Below are 18,661 nucleotides of genomic sequence, written 5' to 3'. Positions count from 1 at the left end.
GGTCTCACGACCGTCCACCGGGGCGTTCCGCGGTGTCACCCGTCCCGGTGAATCCGTCAAACCGATGCGCGATCGATGCCGAATGTAGAGCATGGCCCTCTCCGCACCCCGGCGCGCGCCCGCCCGCACCGACCGCCTCCTCGCCGCCGCGGGCGGCCTGGTCGCCGGATACGTCTCCCTCGCCGTCGCCGACCTCGCCTCGTTCTGGGTACGGCCCGAGGCGAGCCCGGTGACCGCCGTCGGCGGCGCCGTCGTCGACCGGACCCCGGCGGCCGTCAAGGAATGGGCCATCCGCCAGTTCGGCGAGAGCGACAAGGCCGTCCTCCAGCTCGGCATCCTGCTCGTCCTCGGAGTGCTCGCCGCCGGCGTCGGACTCCTCGCCCTGCGCCACCGCCTGCTCGGCTCGGCGGCCGTGGGGGCGTTCGGCCTCCTCGGGGCCCTGGCGGCCGTCACCCGTCCGGACTCCGACTCCGCGCTCGACGCCGTGCCCTCGCTCGCCGGTGCCGCCGTCGGCGCGGCCCTGCTGTACGCCCTGACCGGGATCCTCACCCGAAGAGCCGGCACGGGGCCGGCGGCCGCCCGCGCCGACCGCCGGACCTTCCTGGTCGCCGCCGCCTCCGCCGGCCTCGCCGCCACCGGGGCAGCCGCCGTCGCCCGGGCGGTCGGCAGCCCCGTCGAGGAGAACGCCGCCGCCTCCCGCGCCGCCCTGCGCCTGCCCCGGCCCGCCTCGCCCGCGCCGCCCGTGCCCCCCGGCGCCCAGCTCCGGGTCCCCGGCATCAGCCCGTTCGTCACCCCCAACCGCGACTTCTACCGCGTCGACACCGCGCTCGTCGTCCCCCGGGTCGACGCGGCCCGCTGGCGGCTGCGCGTCCACGGCAGCGGCGTCCGCGAGGAGCTCACCGTCACCCTGCCGCAGCTCATGAGCCGCCGGATCGTGGAGCGGGACGTCACCCTCGCCTGCGTCTCCAACGAGGTCGGCGGCCCGTACGTCGGCAACGCCCGCTGGCTCGGGGTGTCCCTCGCCGACCTCCTGCGCGAGGCGGGCGTCCGGCCGCCCTCCGAGGGCGGGCCCGCCGACCAGCTGGTCGCCCGATCCGTCGACGGCATGACCATCGGCACCCCCGTCGAGCAGGTCATGGACGGCCGCGACGCCCTTCTCGCCTTCGGCATGAACGGCGAACCCCTGCCGTTCACCCACGGCTTCCCCGTCCGCATGGTCGTCCCTGGCCTCTACGGGTACGTCTCCGCCTGCAAGTGGATCGCCTCGATCGAACTCACCACCTTCGCCGCCTACGACGCCTACTGGGTCCCCCGCGGCTGGGCCGCCCAGGCCCCCGTCAAGACCGAGTCCCGCATCGACACCCCCCGCCCCCTGGCCCGCGTCGCGCCGGGCACCGTGGCGGTCGCCGGGGTCGCCTGGGCCCAGCACCGGGGCATCCGCCGGGTCGAGGTGCGGATCGACGACGGCCCCTGGCAGGAGGCCGAACTCGGCGCCGAGGACAGCGTCGACACCTGGCGGCAGTGGCTGCACCGGTGGCCGGCCGCCCCGGGCCGGCACACCCTCACCGTGCGCGCCACCGACGGCACGGGCGCCACCCAGCCCGAGGAGCGCACCGGCACCATGCCGAACGGGGCCCAGGGATGGCACTCGGTCGTCGTGGAGGTGGACGACGCGTAGCCGCCGTGCGCGAGGTGAAGGAGCCGTGACGGCCGAAGGGGGTAGCCGTGACGGTCGCGGTGCGGCATCGTGACGGTCGGAAGGGTGTCGCAGCTCCGGTCCGGACCGCGTAACGAACCGGTGCCGCCCGCCCGTTCGTCGTTCTCATGAGGGAGACTGCTCCCGTGCGTGGACATCTGCCGGACGAGAACCCCGGTTTCGTGGGGCGCCGCACGGAACTGGAGCGGATATCCGCCGCCTTGGCGGAGCACCGCCTCGTCACCGTGACCGGCGTCGGGGGAGTCGGGAAGACCCGGCTCGCGCTGCGTGCCGCGCACCGGGCCGCCGGGCTGTACCCCGACGGCGCCTGGTGGACCGACCTCGCCCAGCTCGACGGCGACCGGCTCCTCGTCGCGCTCGTCGCCGACTCCGTCGACCTCTCCGACCACACCCCCGGCATGGCGGCCACCGGCCTCTGCCACCGGCTCGCCGACGACCGGCTGCTGCTCGTCCTCGACTCCTGCGAGCACCTCGCGGAACCCTGCGCACGGCTCGTGGCCGAACTCCTCGCCGCCGCCCCCAGGCTGACTGTCCTCGCCACCAGCCGCCGACCGCTCGGCGTCGAGGACGAGCAGGTCGTCGCCCTCGACCCGCTGCCGCCCGCCGGGGTCGACGCCCTGGAACTGCTCCGCAGGGCCGCCGGCGAGGAGTTCACCGCCGCGGGACCGGCCGGCGAGATCTGCGTCCGCCTCGAAGGCATCCCCCTCGCCCTGGAACTGGCCGCCGCCCAGATCCGCATCCAGGGCGCCGAGGCCGTCCGGGACCAGCTCGGCACCCGCTTCGACGCCCCGCCGTCCGCCCGCTTCGACCTCCTCGCGCACACCGAGCGGGTCTGGCCGAGCCGCCACCAGACCCTGCGGGCGGCCATCGGCTGGAGCCACGAGCTCAGCGCCCCCCTCGAACGGCTCCTCTGGGCCCGCCTCTCGGTCTTCCGAGGCCCCTTCGACCTGGCCTCGGCGACCGCCGTGTGCATCGGCGGCCCGCTGAACCGCGCGACGCTGCCGGGTGCCCTCGACGGCCTCGTCCGCGCCTCCGTGGTCCGCCCGCCGGACGCCGCCGGACGCCTGCGGATGCTCGACACGATCCGCGCGTACGGCGCGACCTGGCTGGACCGGACCGGCGAGACCGCGGCGGTCGCCGACCGGCACGCCGCGCACTTCCGCGGCCTCGCGCGGCGCGGCGAGGCGGACTGGCACGGAGCCCGCCAGCTGCGCTGGTACCGGACGGTCGACGCCCACCACACCGACCTGCGCCTCGCCCTCGACCGGCTGCTGCGGACCGATCCCGACGCGGCCCTCGACCTCATCGGCTCGGTCGCCTTCGCCTGGTCCTGCCGCGGCCGTCTCCGCGAGGCCCGCGACGGCCTCGAACAGGCCCTGCTGCTGAGCGGGGAGCGCGGCCGCACCCGGGCCCGGGCGCTGTGGGCGCTCGGCGTCACCCTCGTCCTCCAGGGCGAGTTCGGTCCGGCGCAGGACGTGAGCGAGCAGTGCGCCCGGGAGGCCCGGTTCGCGGAGCACACCGTCCACCGGGACCGGCCCGGCGACCTCACCCTCGACGCGGCCGCGCTCGCCGGGCTCCTCGCGCTGACCACCGGCCGCCCGATGGCCGCGCACGTGGTCGTGGGCCATGTGCTCGACGCGGCGCGGGGCGGCCCCGCCGACTCCGCGGCCCGGCTCCGCTGCCACCTCGTCCGGGTCTTCGCCCTGACGGGCCTCGGCCGGCTCGGCGAGGCCAGGGAGCGGGCCCTGGCCCTGCGGGACCTGTGCGAGGAGCTCGACGAGCACTGGACCCGGACGGCGCTGGAGTACCAGCTGTCCCTCACCGGGCTCCTGGAGGGCGACCCGGCGCGGGCCGCCGGGCACGCCCGCGCGATGCTCGAAGGGACCCGGGGGCTCGGCGCCAGTCTGGGCGTGGCACTCGGCCTCGACGTCCTCGCCACGGCCCTCGCGGCGGCCGGCGACGGCGAACGCGCGGCGGACGTCTCGGGTACGGGGGAGGCGTACTGGCGCTCCACCGGCCAGCCCCGCCGCGGACTGCCCGGCCTGCGGGCGCTGCACGAGAAGTACACGGACACCGCCCGCGCGACGCTCGGCGAACCGGCCTACGAGGAGATCTTCGTCCGCGCCCTGACCGGGCTGCCCCAGGACGGTCTGGAGCGGGCCCTCGGCGACCCGCGCCACGCCTGAGGCGGCGCCCCGGGCCCCCGCCCCGGTCCTCCGCCCGAGGTGCCGGGCCGCCGGCCGCGGCGCACCATGGGGGCATGGACGGATCGCCGGGCGGTCTGCGCGCCGTCAGCGCCCCGGGGCGCGTGGCCGGGCCGGACGAGGGCGTCACCATCGAGGAACTGGCCCTCGCCGCCCGCAACCACGGGCTCCCGCTGGAAGCGCTGCGGTACGACGTCACCCCGCCCGGACTGCACTACGTCCTCGTGCACTACGACATCCCCGACGCGGCCGCCGAGACCCGGCGGCTCACCGTCGGCGGCCGCGTCCTGCGCCCCCTCTCCCTCGATCTGGACGCCCTGCGCTCCCGGCCCGCGGTCACCCGCCGGGTCACCCTGGAGTGCGCCGGGAACGGCCGCGTCCTGCTCTCGCCCCGCCCGGTCAGCCAGCCCTGGCTGGTCGAGGCGGTCGGCACCGCCGACTGGACCGGCGTCCCCCTCGCCGCGCTCCTCGCCGAGGCGGGGATCGCGGAGGACGCCGTGGAGGCGGTGTTCTCCGGCGCCGACCACGGCGTGGAGCGGGGCGTCGAGCAGGACTACCGGCGGAGCCTCCCGCTGACGACCGCCTCGGACCCCGCCCGGGACGTCCTCGTCGCCTACGCCATGAACGGGGCGCCCCTGCCCCCGCAGCACGGCAGTCCGCTCCGGCTCGTCGTCCCCGGCTGGTACGGCATGGCCCACGTGAAGTGGCTCCGCGACATCACGCTCACGGACACCCCCTACACCGGCTTCCAGCAGGCCGTCGCCTACCGCGTACGGCAGTCGCCCGAGGAGCCGGGAGAGCCCGTCACGCTCATGGCCCCCCGGGCCCTCATGGCGCCGCCCGGCTTCCCCGACTTCCAGTCCAGGGCCCGGGTGGTGCGGCCCGGCCCCGTCACCCTCACCGGCCGCGCCTGGTCGGGCCGCGGGCCGGTCGTCCGCGTCGAGGTGAGCGAGGACGGCGGGGCGGCGTGGACCGCGGCGGAGGTCCTCCGGGACACCGCGCACCCCTGGGCCTGGTCCGCCTGGCGCGCCGTGTGGACGGCGACGCCGGGGCTGCGCCACCTGACCGTGCGGGCCACCGACGCCGCGGGCGACGTCCAGCCGCTCGCGGCCCCGTGGAACCGCGGCGGCTTCGCCAACAACCTCGTCCAGCGGGTCGAGGTCCTCTGCGCCCCGGACGCGGCCGGGCCCTGACCGGGGCGGCCGGTCCCGGACGGCGGCGGGGGCCGGGCGACGGGGCCCCGCCCCGGTGCGTAGAGTCGACGTCGGCAGTCCCGAACCCGACGAGGAGACCCCCGTGACCGACCCGGCGTCCACCGCCCGCCAGCAGCAGATCGCCCGGGACCTCCAGGTGGCCGAGACCTTCGACCCGCGGGCCGAGATCGAGCGCCGCGTGGCCTTCCTGACCGAGCGGCTCACCTCCACCGGTCTGCGCTCCCTGGTCCTCGGCATCAGCGGCGGCGTCGACTCCACCACCGCCGGACGCCTCTGCCAGCTGGCCGTCGAGCGGGCCCGCGCCGCCGGCCACGAGGCCGTCTTCTACGCGATGCGCCTGCCGTACGGCGTGCAGGCCGACGAGAAGGACGCGCAGACCGCGCTCGGCTTCATCCGCGCCGACGAGGTCCTGACGGTGGACGTGAAGGCCGCGAGCGACGCCGCCCTGGACGCCGCCCTCGCCGGCGGTGTGGCCTTCCGCGACGCCCACCACCAGGACTTCGTGCAGGGCAACATCAAGGCCCGCCAGCGCATGATCGCCCAGTACGCCGTCGCGGGGGCCCGCGACGGGCTCGTCGTGGGCACCGACCACGCCGCCGAGGCCGTGTCCGGCTTCTTCACCAAGTTCGGCGACGGCGCCGCCGACGTCGTGCCGCTCACCGGACTGACCAAGCGCCGCGTCCGCGCGGTCGCGGCCGAGCTCGGCGCCCCGTCCGAGCTGGTCTGGAAGACCCCCACGGCCGACCTGGAGACCCTGGACCCGGGCAAGCCCGACGAGGACGCCCTCGGTGTCACGTACGACGACATCGACGACTTCCTGGAGGGGAAGCCGGTCGCCGAGGCCGCGTTCGCCACGATCGTGCGCCGCTACGAGCTCACCGAGCACAAGCGGCAGCTGCCGATCGCGCCCTGAGCGCCCCGCTCCCGGCCGGGCGGCGGGCGGCGGACACTCGGCGGATCCTGGAAGGGGCGCCCCGGACCGGGCCCCCGGAAAGGAGCACATCATGTTCGGCGACACCCCGGCCTTCAGCGGCTTCTCGGTCGACGACCTGGACGCCGCCCGCCGCTTCTACGGCGAGACCCTCGGTCTGCGGGTGGGCGAGGAGGGGGAGGGCGACATGCGGATGCTCTTCCTCACCCTGGCGGGCGGCGTCCGGGTCTTCGTCTACCCGAAGGACGACCACGCCCCCGCCACGTTCACGATCCTCAACTTCGCGGTCGACGACATCGACCGCGCCGTGGACGAGCTGACCGGGCGCGGAGTGGCCCTGGAGCGCTACGACGGATTCGAGGCCGACGCCAAGGGCGTCGTCCGGGCCGATGGCGGGCCGGCCATCGCCTGGTTCAAGGACCCCGCGGGCAACGTCCTGTCGGTGCTCCAGGAGCCCGGCTGAGCCACGGCGGGTGCCGGGCCGACGGTCCGGCACCCCGCCCCCGCGTGCTCCACGCCCCTGAGCCGGCCGCCCCCGAGCGGACCGCCCCGCCCCCGAACGGCCCGGCCCGGGTGCGCCCCGGCCCCGTACCGCCTCGAATGGGAGGGTGACCGCGCCGCCCGACGACTGCCTCGCCCGCAACGAGTGGATCTGCGGCGCCTACCTCTCCAGCCGCAGCGAGATCCTCACCGACGCCGCCGTCGAGCACCTCCGGCTGACCGCCGTCTCGGTCGCCCTCGCCCTCGCGCTCGCCCTCCCGCTCGCGGTGGCCGCCCGCCGGTGGCGCTGGGCGGCCGGCCCCGTCCTCGGGGTCACCACGCTCCTGTACACGATCCCGGCGCTCGCCATGTTCTCGCTGCTGCTGCCCTGGTACGGGCTGTCGGCGTCCCTGGTCGTGGCCGGCCTCGTCCTGTACTCCCTCACCCTCCTCGTCCGGAACATCCTGGCCGGACTCCGCGCCGTCCCCGAGGAGACCCGGCAGGCCGCCCGCGGCCTCGGCTACGGGCCGGTCCGGCTGCTGCTCACCGTCGAACTGCCGCTCGCGGTGCCGTCCGCCATGGCCGGGCTCCGCATCGCCACGGTCTCGGCCGTCTCCCTCGTGACGATCGGCGCGATCGTGGGCCACGGAGGCCTCGGCAACCTCGTCTACGCGGGGATGAACACCTACTTCAAGGCCCAGGTGCTCACCGCCTCCGTGCTCTGCGTCGTGATCGCCGTCGCCGCCGACCTGCTCCTCGTCGCCGCCCAGCGCCTGCTCACCCCCTGGACCCGAGGACGGTCGGTGTGAGCCGCCCCCCGGCCCCGCGGACGGCCGCCGGACCACGCCCCCGGAACCCGCGGGCGGCCGGAGCCCCCGGACCGGGAGCACCGCGGGCCTGCCGCATCCCGTCCCCGAACCGCGGGACGGCCCGATGACCACCCTGGCGGACTCCTGGTCCTGGCTCACGACGTCCGGGCACTGGTCCGGCGAGAACGGCGTCTGGCACCGGCTCGCCGAGCATCTCTTCCTCACCGTCGTCTGCCTCGTCATCAGCTGTGTGATCGCCCTGCCCGTCGCCCTCCTCCTCGGGCACCTCGGCAAGGGCGGGGCCCTCGCCGTGAACCTCTCCAACGTCGGCCGGGCCGTCCCCACCTTCGCGGTCCTCGTCCTGCTGCTGCTCAGCCCGATCGGGACATACGGCCAGTGGCCGACGATCATCGCCCTCGTCCTCTTCGCCGTGCCGCCGCTGCTGACCAACGCGTACGTCGGGATGCGGGGCGTCGACCCCGACGTCGTCCGCGCCGCCCGGGGCATGGGCATGACGGGCCGCCAGACCCTGACCCTGGTGGAGGTGCCCCTCGCGATGCCGCTGATCCTGACCGGGGTGCGGATCGCCGCCGTACAGCTCGTGGCCACGGCCACCGTGGCCGCTCTCGCGGGCGGCGGGGGGCTTGGCAGAATCATCACGGCCGGGTTCAACCTCGCCTCCACCCCGCAGGTCGTCGCCGGGGCCTTCCTCGTCGCCGTCCTCGCGCTGCTCGTGGAGGGGGTCTTCGAGGCCGCCCAGCGGCTGGCCCCGGGGCTGCGGGGGAGGAGCGCGTGAGCGGACGTCCCTGCCCGCGCCGGTTCGCCCCGGGCCTCCTCCTGACGGTCTGCGCCGTCCTCGGCGGCTGCACCGCGGGACCGTCCCTGGAGGCGCAGGGCGAGGTCACGGCGCGGCCGGGCGACAGCCGCCGGCTGACCGTCGGATCGGCCGGGTTCACCGAGAGCGACCTGCTGGCCCAGATGTACGCCCTGCTCCTCGAAGAGGCCGGATACGGCACGAAGATCCTCTCCGTCACCAACCGCGAACTGTACGAGCCGGCCCTGGAGCGCGGCCAGATCGACGTGGTGGCGGAGTACGCGGCGACCTTCGCCGACTGGCTGAACGCCAAGGCCCACGGGCCCGAGGCGCCTCCCGTCGGCTCACCCGACGCGGACGCCACCATGAAGGCCCTCCGTACGCTCGCCACGCCCCGCGGCCTGACCGTCCTGGACGCGGGCCGCGCCGTGGACCAGAACGCCTTCGCCGTCACCGCCGAGTTCGCCGCGCGGCACCGCCTCAGGACCCTGAGCGACCTCGGCGCGACCGGACTCCCGATCCGGCTCGCGGCCGGTGACGAGTGCGTACGGCGGCCGTACTGCGCGCCGGGGCTGCGGAAGGTCTACGGCATCGACGTCACGGCCGTCGACCCCAAGGGCGTGGGCACCACCCCGGCCAAGCAGGCCGTCCAGAACGGCCAGGACCAGCTGGTGCTCACCACGAGCACCGACGCCACCCTCGACGCGTTCGGTCTGGTCCTGCTGGAGGACGACCGGAACCTGCAGAACGCCGACCACATCGTCCCGGTGGTCAACCGCGCCCGGGCCGGCGGTCCGGGGGTCACCGGAGCGCTCTCCCGCCTGAACACGGTCCTGACCACAGCCGATCTGACCCTGCTCAACGAGCAGGTGGACAGCTGGCGGCGGCTGCCGGAGGACGTGGCGCGGAACTACCTGGTGTCGAAGGGACTCGTCGCGCGGTGAGCTCCGCGGGCCTCCCCGTCAGCCCGCCGACCGCGACCGCGTACGCGCACCGCGACGCGTACCCGAACACCCCCTCCCGCGCCGCCGACCGGCTGCCCGCCTTCGTCACCGGGTTCGGCTCCCGGAACCACTCCGGAGACCGGCACCCGCGGCGCCGGCGGCCCCCGGGCCGGCGCCGGCTCCCTGAAGCCCGCCGGCGTGTGGATCCGCGACCGCGTCAGGACGGCGGACGACTTCCCGGCCTCCTGTCGCCCCTGCTCCGGTCCGCCCCCGCCGTGTGATCCACTGTCCCGGCGGGGGCGTACCGAACAGGAGCAGCGACAGCGTGACCACCTTCCGGCAGCCGGGACTCGTCCTCACCGACCACCGCTTCCCCGTCCCCCTCGACCACAGCCGCCCCGACGGCGAGCGGATCGAGGTCTTCGGCCGCGAGGTCGTCGCCGCAGGCAACGCGGGCGCGGACCGCGAGCGGCTCCCCTGGCTGGTCTACCTGGAGGGCGGACCCGGCTTCGGCGCCCGCCGGTTCATCGGACCGCAGGCCTGGCTCGGCCGCGCCGTCCGGGAGTTCCGCGTGCTCCTCCTCGACCAGCGGGGCACCGGCCGCTCCACCCCGGCCAACCGCCAGACCCTGCCGCTCCGCGGCACCCCCGCCGAGCAGGCCGACTACCTCGCCCACTTCCGCGCCGACTCGATCGTCGCGGACTGCGAACTCATCCGCCGCCGGCTCACCGGCGGCGCCCCGTGGACCGTCCTGGGCCAGAGCTTCGGCGGGTTCTGCGCCACCCACTACCTCTCGGCCGCGCCCGAGGGCCTGGAGCGGGTCCTGATCACCGGCGGCCTGCCCGCCCTCTCCGCCACGGCCGACGAGGTCTACCGCGCGGCCTACCCCCGCATCCGGCGCAAGAACGAGGCCCACTACGCCCGCCACCCCCAGGACGCCGAGCGGGCCCGGGCCGTCCTCGCCCACCTCCTCGACCACGAGGTCGAGCTGCCCGGCGGCGGCCTGCTCACCCCCGAGGCCTTCCAGTCCCTCGGCATCCTCCTGGGCTCCGGCGAGGGCACCCACCAGCTCCATCTCCTCCTGGAGGGCGCCTTCGTCCCCACCCCGCGCGGCCCCGCGCTCGCCGACGCCTTCCTGGAGCAGGTCCAGGCCCAGCTGTCGTACGCCGGCCACCCGCTCTACGCCGTGCTCCACGAGTCCATTTACGCCCAGGGGCAGGGCCCCACCGACTGGGCGGCCGAGCGGATCCGCGCCGAGCACCCCGAGTTCGACGCCCGGGCCGCGCTCGCCGAGGGACGGCCGCCGCTCTTCACCGGGGAGACCGTCCACCCCTGGCACTTCACCACCGACCCGGCCCTGCGTCCGCTCCGCGAGACCGCGGAACTCCTCGCCGCCCGCACCGACTGGGCCCCGCTGTACGACCCCGAGCGCCTCGCCGCCAACCGGGTCCCGGTCGCCGCGGCCGTCTACCACGACGACATGTACGTGGACACCGGCCACTCGCTGGCCACCGCGCGCGCCGTCCGCGGTCTGCGCACCTGGGTGACCGACGAGTTCGAGCACGACGGGGTCCGCGCCGGGGGACCGCGGGTCCTCGACCGGCTGCTCGCCCTGGCCCGCGACGAACGCTGACACGCGGGGCGCGGAACCCCCGGGAGGGGGCGCGGGGGAGTGCGGCCGTACACGACGAGCGAAAAGTCCAAGGAGTGGGCCTCCCCGTTCATGGAGTGCTCCCGGCGGATGCCGGTAGAACTCGGTCCGGGCCCCGCGAGGGGACCCGCCGAGGAGAGGACCCGGACATGAGCACCCACGTCAGCGCGGAGATCGCCGGTCAGCCCGACTGCTGGCGCCGCGCCGCCGAGATCGCCGACCGCGACGCCGGCCTGCTGCCGGCCCGCGGCGAGCGGGTGGCGGTGGTCGGCTGCGGCACCTCCTACTTCATCGCCCGCGCCTACGCGGCCCTGCGGGAGTCCCTCGGCGAGGGCGAGACGGACGCCTTCCCCGCCTCCGACGCCACACCGCTCGGACGCGGCTACGACCGGATCGTCGCCCTGACCCGCTCCGGCACCACCACGGAGGTCGTCCGGCTCCTGGCCGGAGCGGCGGGCCGCATCCCCTCCCTCGTCCTCACCGGCGTGCCCGGCAGCCCCGCCGGACGGCTCGCCGGCCGGGTCGTCGACCTCGGCTTCGCCGACGAACGGTCCGTCGTCCAGACCCGGTTCGCCACCACGGCCCTCCAACTCCTGCGCGCCGGGCTCGGGGTGGACCTCGCCCCGGCCGTCGCCGACGCCGAACTCGTCCTCTACGAGCGGCTGCCCGCGGCGTGGGAGAGGCGCGGCCAGTTCACCTTCCTGGGCAGCGGCTGGACCGTGGGACTCGCCGACGAGGCGGCCCTCAAGCTGCGCGAGGTGGCCCGGGTCTGGACGGAGTCGTACGCGGCGATGGAGTACCGCCACGGCCCGATCAGCGTCAGCGACCGCTCCAGCCTCGTGTGGTGCCTGGGTCCGGCCCCCTCGGGGCTCAAGGACGAAGTGGAGTCCACGGGGGCCCTGTTCGCCGCCGACGCCATCGACCCGGTCGCCGCGCTCGTCCGGGCCCAGCGGCTCGCGGTCGCGCTCGCGGTCCGCCGCGGGCTCAACCCCGACCGGCCGCGGAACGTCTCGCGCTCGGTGATCCTTTCCGGAGCGTTCCGCCCGACCGCGTCGGAGGCGGCCCGTATCCTGCGCTCATGACCGGAACCGATGTCACGGACCTCGCGGAGATGCCCGGCGACTGGCAGCGCGCCCTCGCCGTGGTGGCCCATCCCGACGACCTGGAGTACGGCTGCGCGGCGGCCGTCGCCGCCTGGACGGACGCCGGCAAGGAGGTGGTCTACGTCCTCGCGACCCGCGGCGAGGCGGGCATCGACTCGATCGGCCCGGACGCCTGCGGGCCGCTGCGCGAGCAGGAGCAGCGGGACAGCGCCGCGGTCGTCGGCGTCGGGACGGTGGAGTTCCTCGACCACCGGGACGGGGTCGTGGAGTACGGGCTCGGGCTGCGCCGCGACATCGCGGCGGCGATCCGCCGGCACCGCCCGGAACTCGTCGTCACGCTGAACCACCGCGACACCTGGGGCGGCGGCCCCGGGGCCCCCTGGAACACCCCCGACCACGTGGCCGTGGGCCGGGCGACGCTCGACGCGGCGGGGGACGCGGGGAACCGCTGGATCTTCCCCGAGCTCATCGACCAGGGACTGGAGCCCTGGAACGGGGTGCGCTGGGTGGCGGTCGCGGCGTCCGGCACCCCGACCCACGCGGTCGACGCGGGCCCGGGCCTGGACCGCGCGGTCCGTTCGCTGCTCTGCCACCGCGCGTACATCGAGGGCCTGACGGACCAGGACCCGGAGGAGTACGTCCGGTCCTTCCTCACCGGCGCGACGAGCCGCGCGTCCGACCGCTTCGGCGGCCGTCCCGCGGTCGCCTTCGAACTCTTCGGGCGCTGAGGGACGCCGAGAGGCGCTGGGGGCGCCGGGGGTGGCCGTCTGAGCGGGCGCCGACCGCACCGGGGCGCGGGCCCCGGCCACCGGATCCGGCCACCGGACGGGCGTGCCGCCCGGTCAGCCCATCGGGGCCGGCTTCAGCACCGCGAACGGCGCGCCGAAGGGGTCGGCGAGCCAGGCGACGCGGCCGACGTCCGGGATGTCGGCCGCGGGCATCACGACCGAACCGCCGTGGGCCCGGGCCGACGCGACGGTCGCGTCCGCGTCCTCGACGTCGAAGTACACCACCCAGCGCGGGCCGCGCCGGGTGTCCTGGAGTTCGGCCGCGCCGCCGAAGGTGGCGTCCTGCTGGTCGCCCTCCGCCGTGGAGAGGACGCGGTACCGCATGCCGGGCGCGTCCATCTCCGCCGACCGCCAGCCGAACAGCGTCCGGTAGAAGGCGAGGACGCCCTCGGGGTCCTCGGTGTGCAGCTCCACCCAGACGAGGGTGTTCGTCGACGAGGTGCGGTCGAGGCCCTTGGTCGTCCCGGGCTGCCAGAGGGCGAACCGGGCGCCGCCGGGGTCGGTGAGGGCGCCCGCCCGGCCCGCCTCCATGATGTCCATCGGCGCGAGGCGCACGGCGCCGCCGGCCGACTCGGCGTCCCGCGCCGTCGCGTCCGCGTCCGGGGTCTGGAAGTACACGGTCCAGGCGCTGGACGCGCCCTGCTCCGTGAGCGGTCCGAGCGCGGCGACCGTCCTGCCGTCCTGCTGGAAGAAGCCGTAGTCGCCGGCTCCCGGGCCGGCCGAGCGGAACTCCCAGCCGAAGACCGCGGCGTAGAAGGCGGCGGCCGCCTCCGTGTCGGGGCTGCCGAGGTCGATCCAGCAGGGTGAGCCCTTGGTGAACTGCGTACCGAGCATGGGAGGTGTCCCGTTCCTTCCGTGTGCCGTCGTCCGTGAGCCGCGGGCCGTGAGCCGTGGGTGTGTCGTCGTCCGTGCGCCGGTCGCCGTCGGCCGCCCGGCGCATCCGGTCACCGCGATCGATCCTCGTCCGTCGGCCCCGGCGGCGCAGCCCCAGCGGCGACGGTTCATCCGACCGGCCGACCGGCCGCCTTCTCCTCCAGGTCGCCGAAGACCAGTTCGCTGTTGAGCGCGGCCGCGGCGCGGTAGCCCCGGCTCACCGCGTTGACCACCTGCTCCTGAGGCCCCGTGACGTTCCCGGCGGCCCAGACGCCCGGCACGCTGGTCCGTCCCACCTCGTCCACCGCCACGAACTCCCCGAAGGGCGTCTCGCGCAGCTCCGCGCCGAGCTGCCGCAGCACGCCGTCCCGGGGTGCCAGGCGCGAGGCCGCCGCGAAGACCACCGAGCGGGCCACGGTCCGCCCGCCGGCGAGCCGCACCCCGGTCAGCCGGTCGTCCTCCACCGCGAGGCCCACGACCTCGCCCCGCTCGATCCGGACGCCCGCGGCGTCCAGCAGGGCCGCCTCGTGCTCCGAGGGCTCGGCCGAGGTGTGCAGGAACAGGGTCACGTCCTTCGACCAGTGGGCCACCATCAGGGCCTGGTGCGCGGGCATCGTCGGATGCGCGATCACCCCGAAGGCCTCGTCGCGGACCTCCCAGCCGTGGCAGTAGGGGCAGTGCAGGACGTCCCGGCCCCACCGCCCGGCGAGTCCGTCGATCACGGGGAGCTCGTCGACGAGGCCGGTGGTGACGACGAGCCGCCGGGCGCCGACCGTCTCCCCGTCCGCCAGGGTGAGGACGAACCCGCCGTCCCCGTCCGGCGCCGCGCCCGTCACCTCGCCGGTCCGCAGCCCCACCCCGTACCCGGCGATCTCGGCCCGGCCGGCCGCCAGGTAGTCGGCCGGGCTCATGCCGTCCCGGGACAGGACGCCCTGCATGTGCGCGCTGGGCGCGTTGCGCGGTGCTCCGGCGTCGACCACCAGGGTCCGGCGCCGTGCCCGGCCCAGGACCAGGGCGGCGCTCAGCCCCGCCGCGCCGCCGCCGACCACCACGGCCTCGTACGTGTTCTCCAGGTGTGCGTTCATGGGCCGAGCGTCACCCGGCATCGCGGCAGGAGCAAGGTGGCTTGCCGTTTCTGCAAAACTTGGACGTATGACCGAAGACGATCGCATCGACGCCGTGCTCCACGAGGTCGGCCCCCGGCTCCGCAGGCTCCGCCGCGACCGCGGGGTGACCCTGGCCGAACTGTCCGCGGACACCGGGATCTCCGTGAGCACCCTCTCCCGCCTGGAGTCGGGGCAGCGGAGGCCCAGTCTCGAACTGCTCCTGCCGCTCGCCCGCGCCCACCAGGTCGCCCTCGACGAGCTGGTCGGCGCCCCCGCGACGGGCGACCCCCGGATCAGGGCCCGGCCCATCGTGCGGCACGGCCGCACGATGTACCCGCTCACCCGCCAGCCGGGCGGCCTCCAGGCGTACAAGGTCATCCAGGAGAAGCCGCAGCAGGAGGAGCCGGAGCCGCGCGTCCACGAGGGCTACGAGTGGCTGTACGTGCTCTCCGGGAGGCTGCGGCTGGTCCTCGGGGAGCACGACGTGGTGCTGGGCCCCGGCGAGGCCGCGGAGTTCGACACGCGCGTCCCGCACTGGTTCGGCCCCACGCCCGACGGGCCGGTGGAGTTCCTGAGCCTGTACGGGCCGCAGGGGGAGCGGATGCACGTCCGGGCCCGGCCGAAGAAGTCCGGTTGAGCGGTTCCCCTCGGATCAAGCGACCGCTTAGTATGCAACCGACCGCTCGGTACGGAGGAGGCTTCCGGATGCAGGCATGGCGTGTGTACGAGAACGGGGAACCGCGCGCGGTGATGCGCCGCGAGGAGGTGCCCCCGCCCACGCCCGGCGACGGCCAGGTCCTCCTCCGGGTCCGCGCCGCGAACGTCAACTTCCCCGACGCGCTGCTCTGCCGCGGCCACTACCAGATCCGCCCCCCGCTGCCCTTCACCCCCGGCGTGGAGGTCTGCGCGGAGACCGAGGACGGCCGGCGGGTCGTCACCACCGCCGCCCTCCCGCACGGCGGCTTCGCCGAGTACGTCCTGGCCGACGCGCGCGGGCTGCTGCCCGCCCCCGACTCGCTCGACGACGCCGAGGCCGCCGCGCTCCACATCGGCTACCAGACCGGCTGGTTCGGCCTGCACCGCCGCGCCGCCCTCCAGGAGGGCGAGACCCTGCTGGTCCACGCGGCGGCCGGCGGCGTCGGCAGCGCCGCCGTGCAGCTCGGAAAGGCCGCGGGCGCCACCGTCATCGGGGTCGTCGGCGGACCCGCGAAGGCCGCCGCCGCCCGCGCCCTGGGGTGCGACGTGGTCGTCGACCGGCACTCCGAGGACGTCGTCGCCGCGGTCAAGGCCGCGACCGGCGGCCGCGGCGCCGACGTGGTCTACGACCCGGTGGGCGGCGACGCCTACCAGCAGTCCGCCAAGTGCGTCGCCTTCGAGGGGCGCATCGTGATCGTCGGCTTCGCCAGCGGCACGATCCCGGCACCCGCCCTCAACCACGCCCTGGTGAAGAACTACTCGGTCCTCGGCCTCCACTGGGGCCTCTACGCGGCGAAGGACCCCGCCTCGATCGGCCGCTGCCACGAGACCCTCACCGCCTACGCGGCCAAGGGTCTCGTCAAGCCCCTCATCGGCGAGCGCGTGCCGTTCGACGGCGCGGCGGACGCCGTGCAGCGGGTCGCCGACGGCACCACCACCGGCCGCCTGGTCGTCCTCCCGGAAGGAGCCCGCGCATGACCGACGCCGAGGAACTCCGCTCCCGCACCCGGAGGCTGCTGGCCGAGCACCCGCCCGCCACCACCGACCGCACCGACTTCCTGCGGGCCCGCTTCGACGCCGGCCTCGCCTGGGTCCACTACCCCGTCGGCCTCGGCGGCCTCGACGCGCCGCGCGCGCTCCAAGCCGTCGTCGACGCCGAACTCGCGGCCGCCGGTGCCCCCGACAACGACCCGCGCAAGATCGGCATCGGCCTCGGCATGGCGGCCCCCACCGTTCTCGCCCACGGCACCGACGAGGTCAGGCGCCGCTTCCTCCGCCCGCTCTGGGTCGGAGAGGAGGTCTGGTGCCAGCTGTTCAGCGAGCCCGGCGCCGGATCCGACCTCGCCGCCCTCGCCACCCGGGCCGTCCGGGACGGCGAGGACTGGGTGGTGGACGGGCAGAAGGTGTGGACGTCCAGCGCCCACACGGCCCGCTGGGCCATCCTCATCGCCCGCACCGACCCGGACGCGCCCAAGCACCGGGGCATCACCTACTTCGTCTGCGACATGACCGACCCCGGCGTCGAGGTCCGGCCGCTGCGCCAGATCACCGGCGAGGCCGAGTTCAACGAGGTCTTCCTCACCGGCGTCCGCATCCCCGACGCCCACCGCCTCGGCGAGGTCGGCGACGGCTGGCGGGTCGCCCAGACCACCCTCATGAACGAGCGGGTCTCCATCGGCGGCGCCCGCATCCCCCGCGAGGGCGGCATGATCGGGAAGGTCGCCGCGACCTGGCGCGAGCGCCCCGCACTGCGCACCCACGAGCTGCACCGGCGCCTGCTCGACCACTGGGTCGAGGCCGAGGTCGCCCGGCTCGCCGGGGAGCGCCTCCGCCAGCAGCTCGTCGCGGGCCGGCCCGGCCCCGAGGGCAGCGCCATGAAGCTGGCCTTCGCCCGCCTCAACCAGGCCATCAGCGGGCTTGAGGTCGAACTCCTCGGCGACGAGGGCCTGCTGTACGGCGAGTGGGAGATGCGCCGCCCCGAGCTCGTGGACTTCACCGGCCGTGACGCCGGCTACCGCTACCTGCGCTCCAAGGGCAACTCGATCGAGGGCGGCACCAGCGAGGTGCTGCTCAACATCGTCGCCGAGCGGGTCCTCGGCCTGCCGCCCGAGCCCCGCAACGACAAGGACGTCGCCTGGAAGGACCTCGCCCGATGACGGAATCGCCCGAAGCGACGCAACAGCCGCTCGACCTGCTCTACTCCGACACCGAGGACGACCTGCGGGCCGCCGTCCGCGCCCTGCTCGCGGACCGGGCCGGGCACCAGGCCCTGCTCGGCCGGATCGAGACGGACAGCCCCTACCTCCCGGGCCTGTGGAAGTCCCTCGCCGCCGACATCGGCGTCGCCGGGCTGCTCGTCCCGGAGAAGCTCGGCGGCCAGGGTGCGAGCCACCGCGAGGCGGCCGTCGTGCTGGAGGAACTGGGCCGCGCGGTGACCCCGCTGCCGTACCTCACGAGCGCGGTGGTGGCCACCGAGACCCTGCTCGCCCTGGAGGCGGAGAGCGACGCGGCGGCCGGACTGCTCGCCGAGCTGGCGGCGGGCCGGACGGTCGCGGTCCTCGCCGTACCGCTGCCGACGGCGCCCGGGGCGGACCTCCCGTCCGGCGGCCGGGTCCCGGCGGTCGCCGACGCCACCGCCGCCGACGTGTTCCTGGTCCTGTCGCCCGACGGGCTGTCCGCGGTCCCCGCAGGCGAGGCGACCGTCGAGCCGCAGACCCCGCTCGACCTCACCCGCCCCCTGGCCGCCGTCACCGCTCCGGCGGGGGCCGGCACCCTGCTGGCCGGCCCCGACGCGGCCCGCGCGGCGGTCGGCCGCGGGCTGCTCGCCGGGGCGGGACTGCTCGCCTCGGAACAGCTCGGGCTCGCCGAGTGGTGCCTGGAGGAGACCGTCCGGTACACGCGCGAGCGCCACCAGTTCAACCGGCCGGTCGGCTCCTTCCAGGCCCTCAAGCACCGCATGGCCCAGCTGTGGCTGGACCTCGTCGGCGCCAGGGCGGCGGCCCGCGCCGCCGCCGACGCCCTCGCCACGAGCAGCGCGGACGCCCCGCTGCTCGTCGCCGTCGCCCAGGCGTACTGCTCGCGGGTCGCCGTCCGGGCGGCCGAGGAGTGCGTACAGCTGCACGGCGGGATCGGGATGACCTGGGAGCACCCGGCCCATCTGGCGCTCAAGCGGGCCAAGGCGGACCAGATCGCGCTCGGCACCACCGGCCGCCACCAGGACACCGTCGCCGCCCTGGCCGACCTGGCGCCGCCCGTCTAGCGCCGGATCGTTCCCGCCTCGGCCCCGCCCGCCGCCGGCCCGATCCCGTCCTCGGCCCCCGCCCGGTAAGGG

17 protein-coding genes are annotated in these 18,661 nt (G+C 75.8%); 15 read left to right on the top strand and 2 right to left on the bottom strand.

Translation table 11 applies throughout. The annotated features are described in order from the left end of the window. Positions 1-91: 91 nt before the first annotated feature. From ACF09E_RS08820 to ACF09E_RS08770, 11 genes are all read left to right on the top strand, one after another. Entirely contained in the window at positions 92-1,678 is a 1,587-nt protein-coding gene (locus ACF09E_RS08820; protein WP_392204510.1) for a molybdopterin-dependent oxidoreductase, read from the top strand. Positions 1,679-1,824: 146 nt separating this feature from the next. Continuing rightward, positions 1,825-3,903, top strand: a complete 2,079-nt coding sequence (locus tag ACF09E_RS08815) for an ATP-binding protein (protein WP_392204509.1) — start codon at positions 1,825-1,827, stop codon at positions 3,901-3,903. Between the two features lie 74 nt (positions 3,904-3,977). After that, on the top strand, positions 3,978-5,114 hold the full coding sequence (locus ACF09E_RS08810) for a sulfite oxidase (protein WP_392204508.1): 1,137 nt from the start codon (positions 3,978-3,980) through the stop codon (positions 5,112-5,114). Positions 5,115-5,217: 103 nt separating this feature from the next. Next, positions 5,218-6,048: an ammonia-dependent NAD(+) synthetase gene (gene nadE / locus ACF09E_RS08805; RefSeq protein ID WP_388795003.1), complete on the top strand. Its 831-nt coding sequence runs from the start codon at positions 5,218-5,220 to the stop codon at positions 6,046-6,048. 91 nt (positions 6,049-6,139) lie between these two features. Further along, on the top strand, positions 6,140-6,529 hold the full coding sequence (locus ACF09E_RS08800; RefSeq protein ID WP_392204507.1) for a VOC family protein: 390 nt from the start codon (positions 6,140-6,142) through the stop codon (positions 6,527-6,529). Positions 6,530-6,674: 145 nt separating this feature from the next. After that, positions 6,675-7,355: an ABC transporter permease gene (locus ACF09E_RS08795; RefSeq protein ID WP_392204506.1), complete on the top strand. Its 681-nt coding sequence runs from the start codon at positions 6,675-6,677 to the stop codon at positions 7,353-7,355. A 124-nt stretch (positions 7,356-7,479) separates the two neighbouring features. Beyond that, a complete protein-coding gene (locus ACF09E_RS08790) occupies positions 7,480-8,151 on the top strand; it encodes an ABC transporter permease (RefSeq protein ID WP_392204505.1) in 672 nt (223 codons plus the stop codon). Between the two features lie 41 nt (positions 8,152-8,192). Continuing rightward, positions 8,193-9,113: an ABC transporter substrate-binding protein gene (locus tag ACF09E_RS08785; RefSeq protein ID WP_392204998.1), complete on the top strand. Its 921-nt coding sequence runs from the start codon at positions 8,193-8,195 to the stop codon at positions 9,111-9,113. A gap of 325 nt (positions 9,114-9,438) precedes the next feature. Beyond that, complete coding sequence (locus tag ACF09E_RS08780; RefSeq protein ID WP_392204504.1) at positions 9,439-10,746, top strand: alpha/beta fold hydrolase; 1,308 nt, start codon at positions 9,439-9,441, stop codon at positions 10,744-10,746. A 167-nt stretch (positions 10,747-10,913) separates the two neighbouring features. Continuing rightward, entirely contained in the window at positions 10,914-11,846 is a 933-nt protein-coding gene (locus ACF09E_RS08775) for an SIS domain-containing protein (protein WP_392204503.1), read from the top strand. Beyond that, the gene (locus ACF09E_RS08770; protein ID WP_392204502.1) at positions 11,843-12,595 is read left to right on the top strand and encodes a PIG-L deacetylase family protein; all 753 of its coding nucleotides are present in this window, start codon (positions 11,843-11,845) and stop codon (positions 12,593-12,595) included. The genes ACF09E_RS08775 and ACF09E_RS08770 overlap by 4 nt, the downstream gene beginning before the upstream one ends. Before the next feature lie 114 nt (positions 12,596-12,709). Here the strand turns inward: ACF09E_RS08770 and ACF09E_RS08765 are convergent, their stop codons facing one another. Together ACF09E_RS08765 and ACF09E_RS08760 are read right to left on the bottom strand one after the other, a co-directional pair. Beyond that, positions 12,710-13,489: a VOC family protein gene (locus ACF09E_RS08765; protein ID WP_392204501.1), complete on the bottom strand. Its 780-nt coding sequence runs from the start codon at positions 13,487-13,489 to the stop codon at positions 12,710-12,712. A 167-nt stretch (positions 13,490-13,656) separates the two neighbouring features. Beyond that, complete coding sequence (locus tag ACF09E_RS08760) at positions 13,657-14,613, bottom strand: NAD(P)/FAD-dependent oxidoreductase (protein ID WP_392204500.1); 957 nt, start codon at positions 14,611-14,613, stop codon at positions 13,657-13,659. Positions 14,614-14,680: 67 nt separating this feature from the next. Between ACF09E_RS08760 and ACF09E_RS08755 the strand changes: the two genes are divergently transcribed. The 4 genes from ACF09E_RS08755 (at position 14,681) to ACF09E_RS08740 (ending at position 18,589) form a co-directional block, all read left to right on the top strand. Beyond that, positions 14,681-15,271 (top strand): XRE family transcriptional regulator, encoded by a 591-nt coding sequence (locus ACF09E_RS08755; protein WP_361856685.1) that lies wholly within the window; start codon positions 14,681-14,683, stop codon positions 15,269-15,271. A gap of 68 nt (positions 15,272-15,339) precedes the next feature. After that, positions 15,340-16,308, top strand: coding sequence for an NADPH:quinone oxidoreductase family protein (locus ACF09E_RS08750; RefSeq protein WP_392204499.1), 969 nt, complete (start codon positions 15,340-15,342; stop codon positions 16,306-16,308). Further along, the gene (locus ACF09E_RS08745) at positions 16,305-17,486 is read left to right on the top strand and encodes an acyl-CoA dehydrogenase family protein (RefSeq protein WP_392204498.1); all 1,182 of its coding nucleotides are present in this window, start codon (positions 16,305-16,307) and stop codon (positions 17,484-17,486) included. The genes ACF09E_RS08750 and ACF09E_RS08745 overlap by 4 nt, the downstream gene beginning before the upstream one ends. Beyond that, a complete protein-coding gene (locus ACF09E_RS08740; RefSeq protein ID WP_392204497.1) occupies positions 17,483-18,589 on the top strand; it encodes an acyl-CoA dehydrogenase family protein in 1,107 nt (368 codons plus the stop codon). Before ACF09E_RS08745 ends, ACF09E_RS08740 begins: the two co-directional genes overlap by 4 nt. Positions 18,590-18,661: the final 72 nt, after the last annotated feature.

Source organism: Streptomyces sp. NPDC014891, from assembly GCF_043081085.1.
Lineage (GTDB): Bacteria > Actinomycetota > Actinomycetes > Streptomycetales > Streptomycetaceae > Streptomyces.
Note: the sequence above shows the minus strand (reverse complement) of the source record. Positions and strands in the feature narration are given on the sequence as shown.

Coding starts and splice junctions, on each gene's coding strand:
- ACF09E_RS08820 (WP_392204510.1), top strand. CDS start 92: ATGGCCCTCTCCGCACCCCGGCGCGCGCCCGCCCGCACCGACCGCCTC.
- ACF09E_RS08740 (WP_392204497.1), top strand. CDS start 17,483: ATGACGGAATCGCCCGAAGCGACGCAACAGCCGCTCGACCTGCTCTAC.
- ACF09E_RS08800 (WP_392204507.1), top strand. CDS start 6,140: ATGTTCGGCGACACCCCGGCCTTCAGCGGCTTCTCGGTCGACGACCTG.
- ACF09E_RS08765 (WP_392204501.1), bottom strand. CDS start 13,489: ATGCTCGGTACGCAGTTCACCAAGGGCTCACCCTGCTGGATCGACCTC.
- ACF09E_RS08770 (WP_392204502.1), top strand. CDS start 11,843: ATGACCGGAACCGATGTCACGGACCTCGCGGAGATGCCCGGCGACTGG.
- ACF09E_RS08815 (WP_392204509.1), top strand. CDS start 1,825: ATGAGGGAGACTGCTCCCGTGCGTGGACATCTGCCGGACGAGAACCCC.
- ACF09E_RS08810 (WP_392204508.1), top strand. CDS start 3,978: ATGGACGGATCGCCGGGCGGTCTGCGCGCCGTCAGCGCCCCGGGGCGC.
- ACF09E_RS08750 (WP_392204499.1), top strand. CDS start 15,340: ATGCAGGCATGGCGTGTGTACGAGAACGGGGAACCGCGCGCGGTGATG.
- ACF09E_RS08755 (WP_361856685.1), top strand. CDS start 14,681: ATGACCGAAGACGATCGCATCGACGCCGTGCTCCACGAGGTCGGCCCC.
- ACF09E_RS08790 (WP_392204505.1), top strand. CDS start 7,480: ATGACCACCCTGGCGGACTCCTGGTCCTGGCTCACGACGTCCGGGCAC.
- ACF09E_RS08760 (WP_392204500.1), bottom strand. CDS start 14,613: ATGAACGCACACCTGGAGAACACGTACGAGGCCGTGGTGGTCGGCGGC.
- ACF09E_RS08745 (WP_392204498.1), top strand. CDS start 16,305: ATGACCGACGCCGAGGAACTCCGCTCCCGCACCCGGAGGCTGCTGGCC.
- ACF09E_RS08775 (WP_392204503.1), top strand. CDS start 10,914: ATGAGCACCCACGTCAGCGCGGAGATCGCCGGTCAGCCCGACTGCTGG.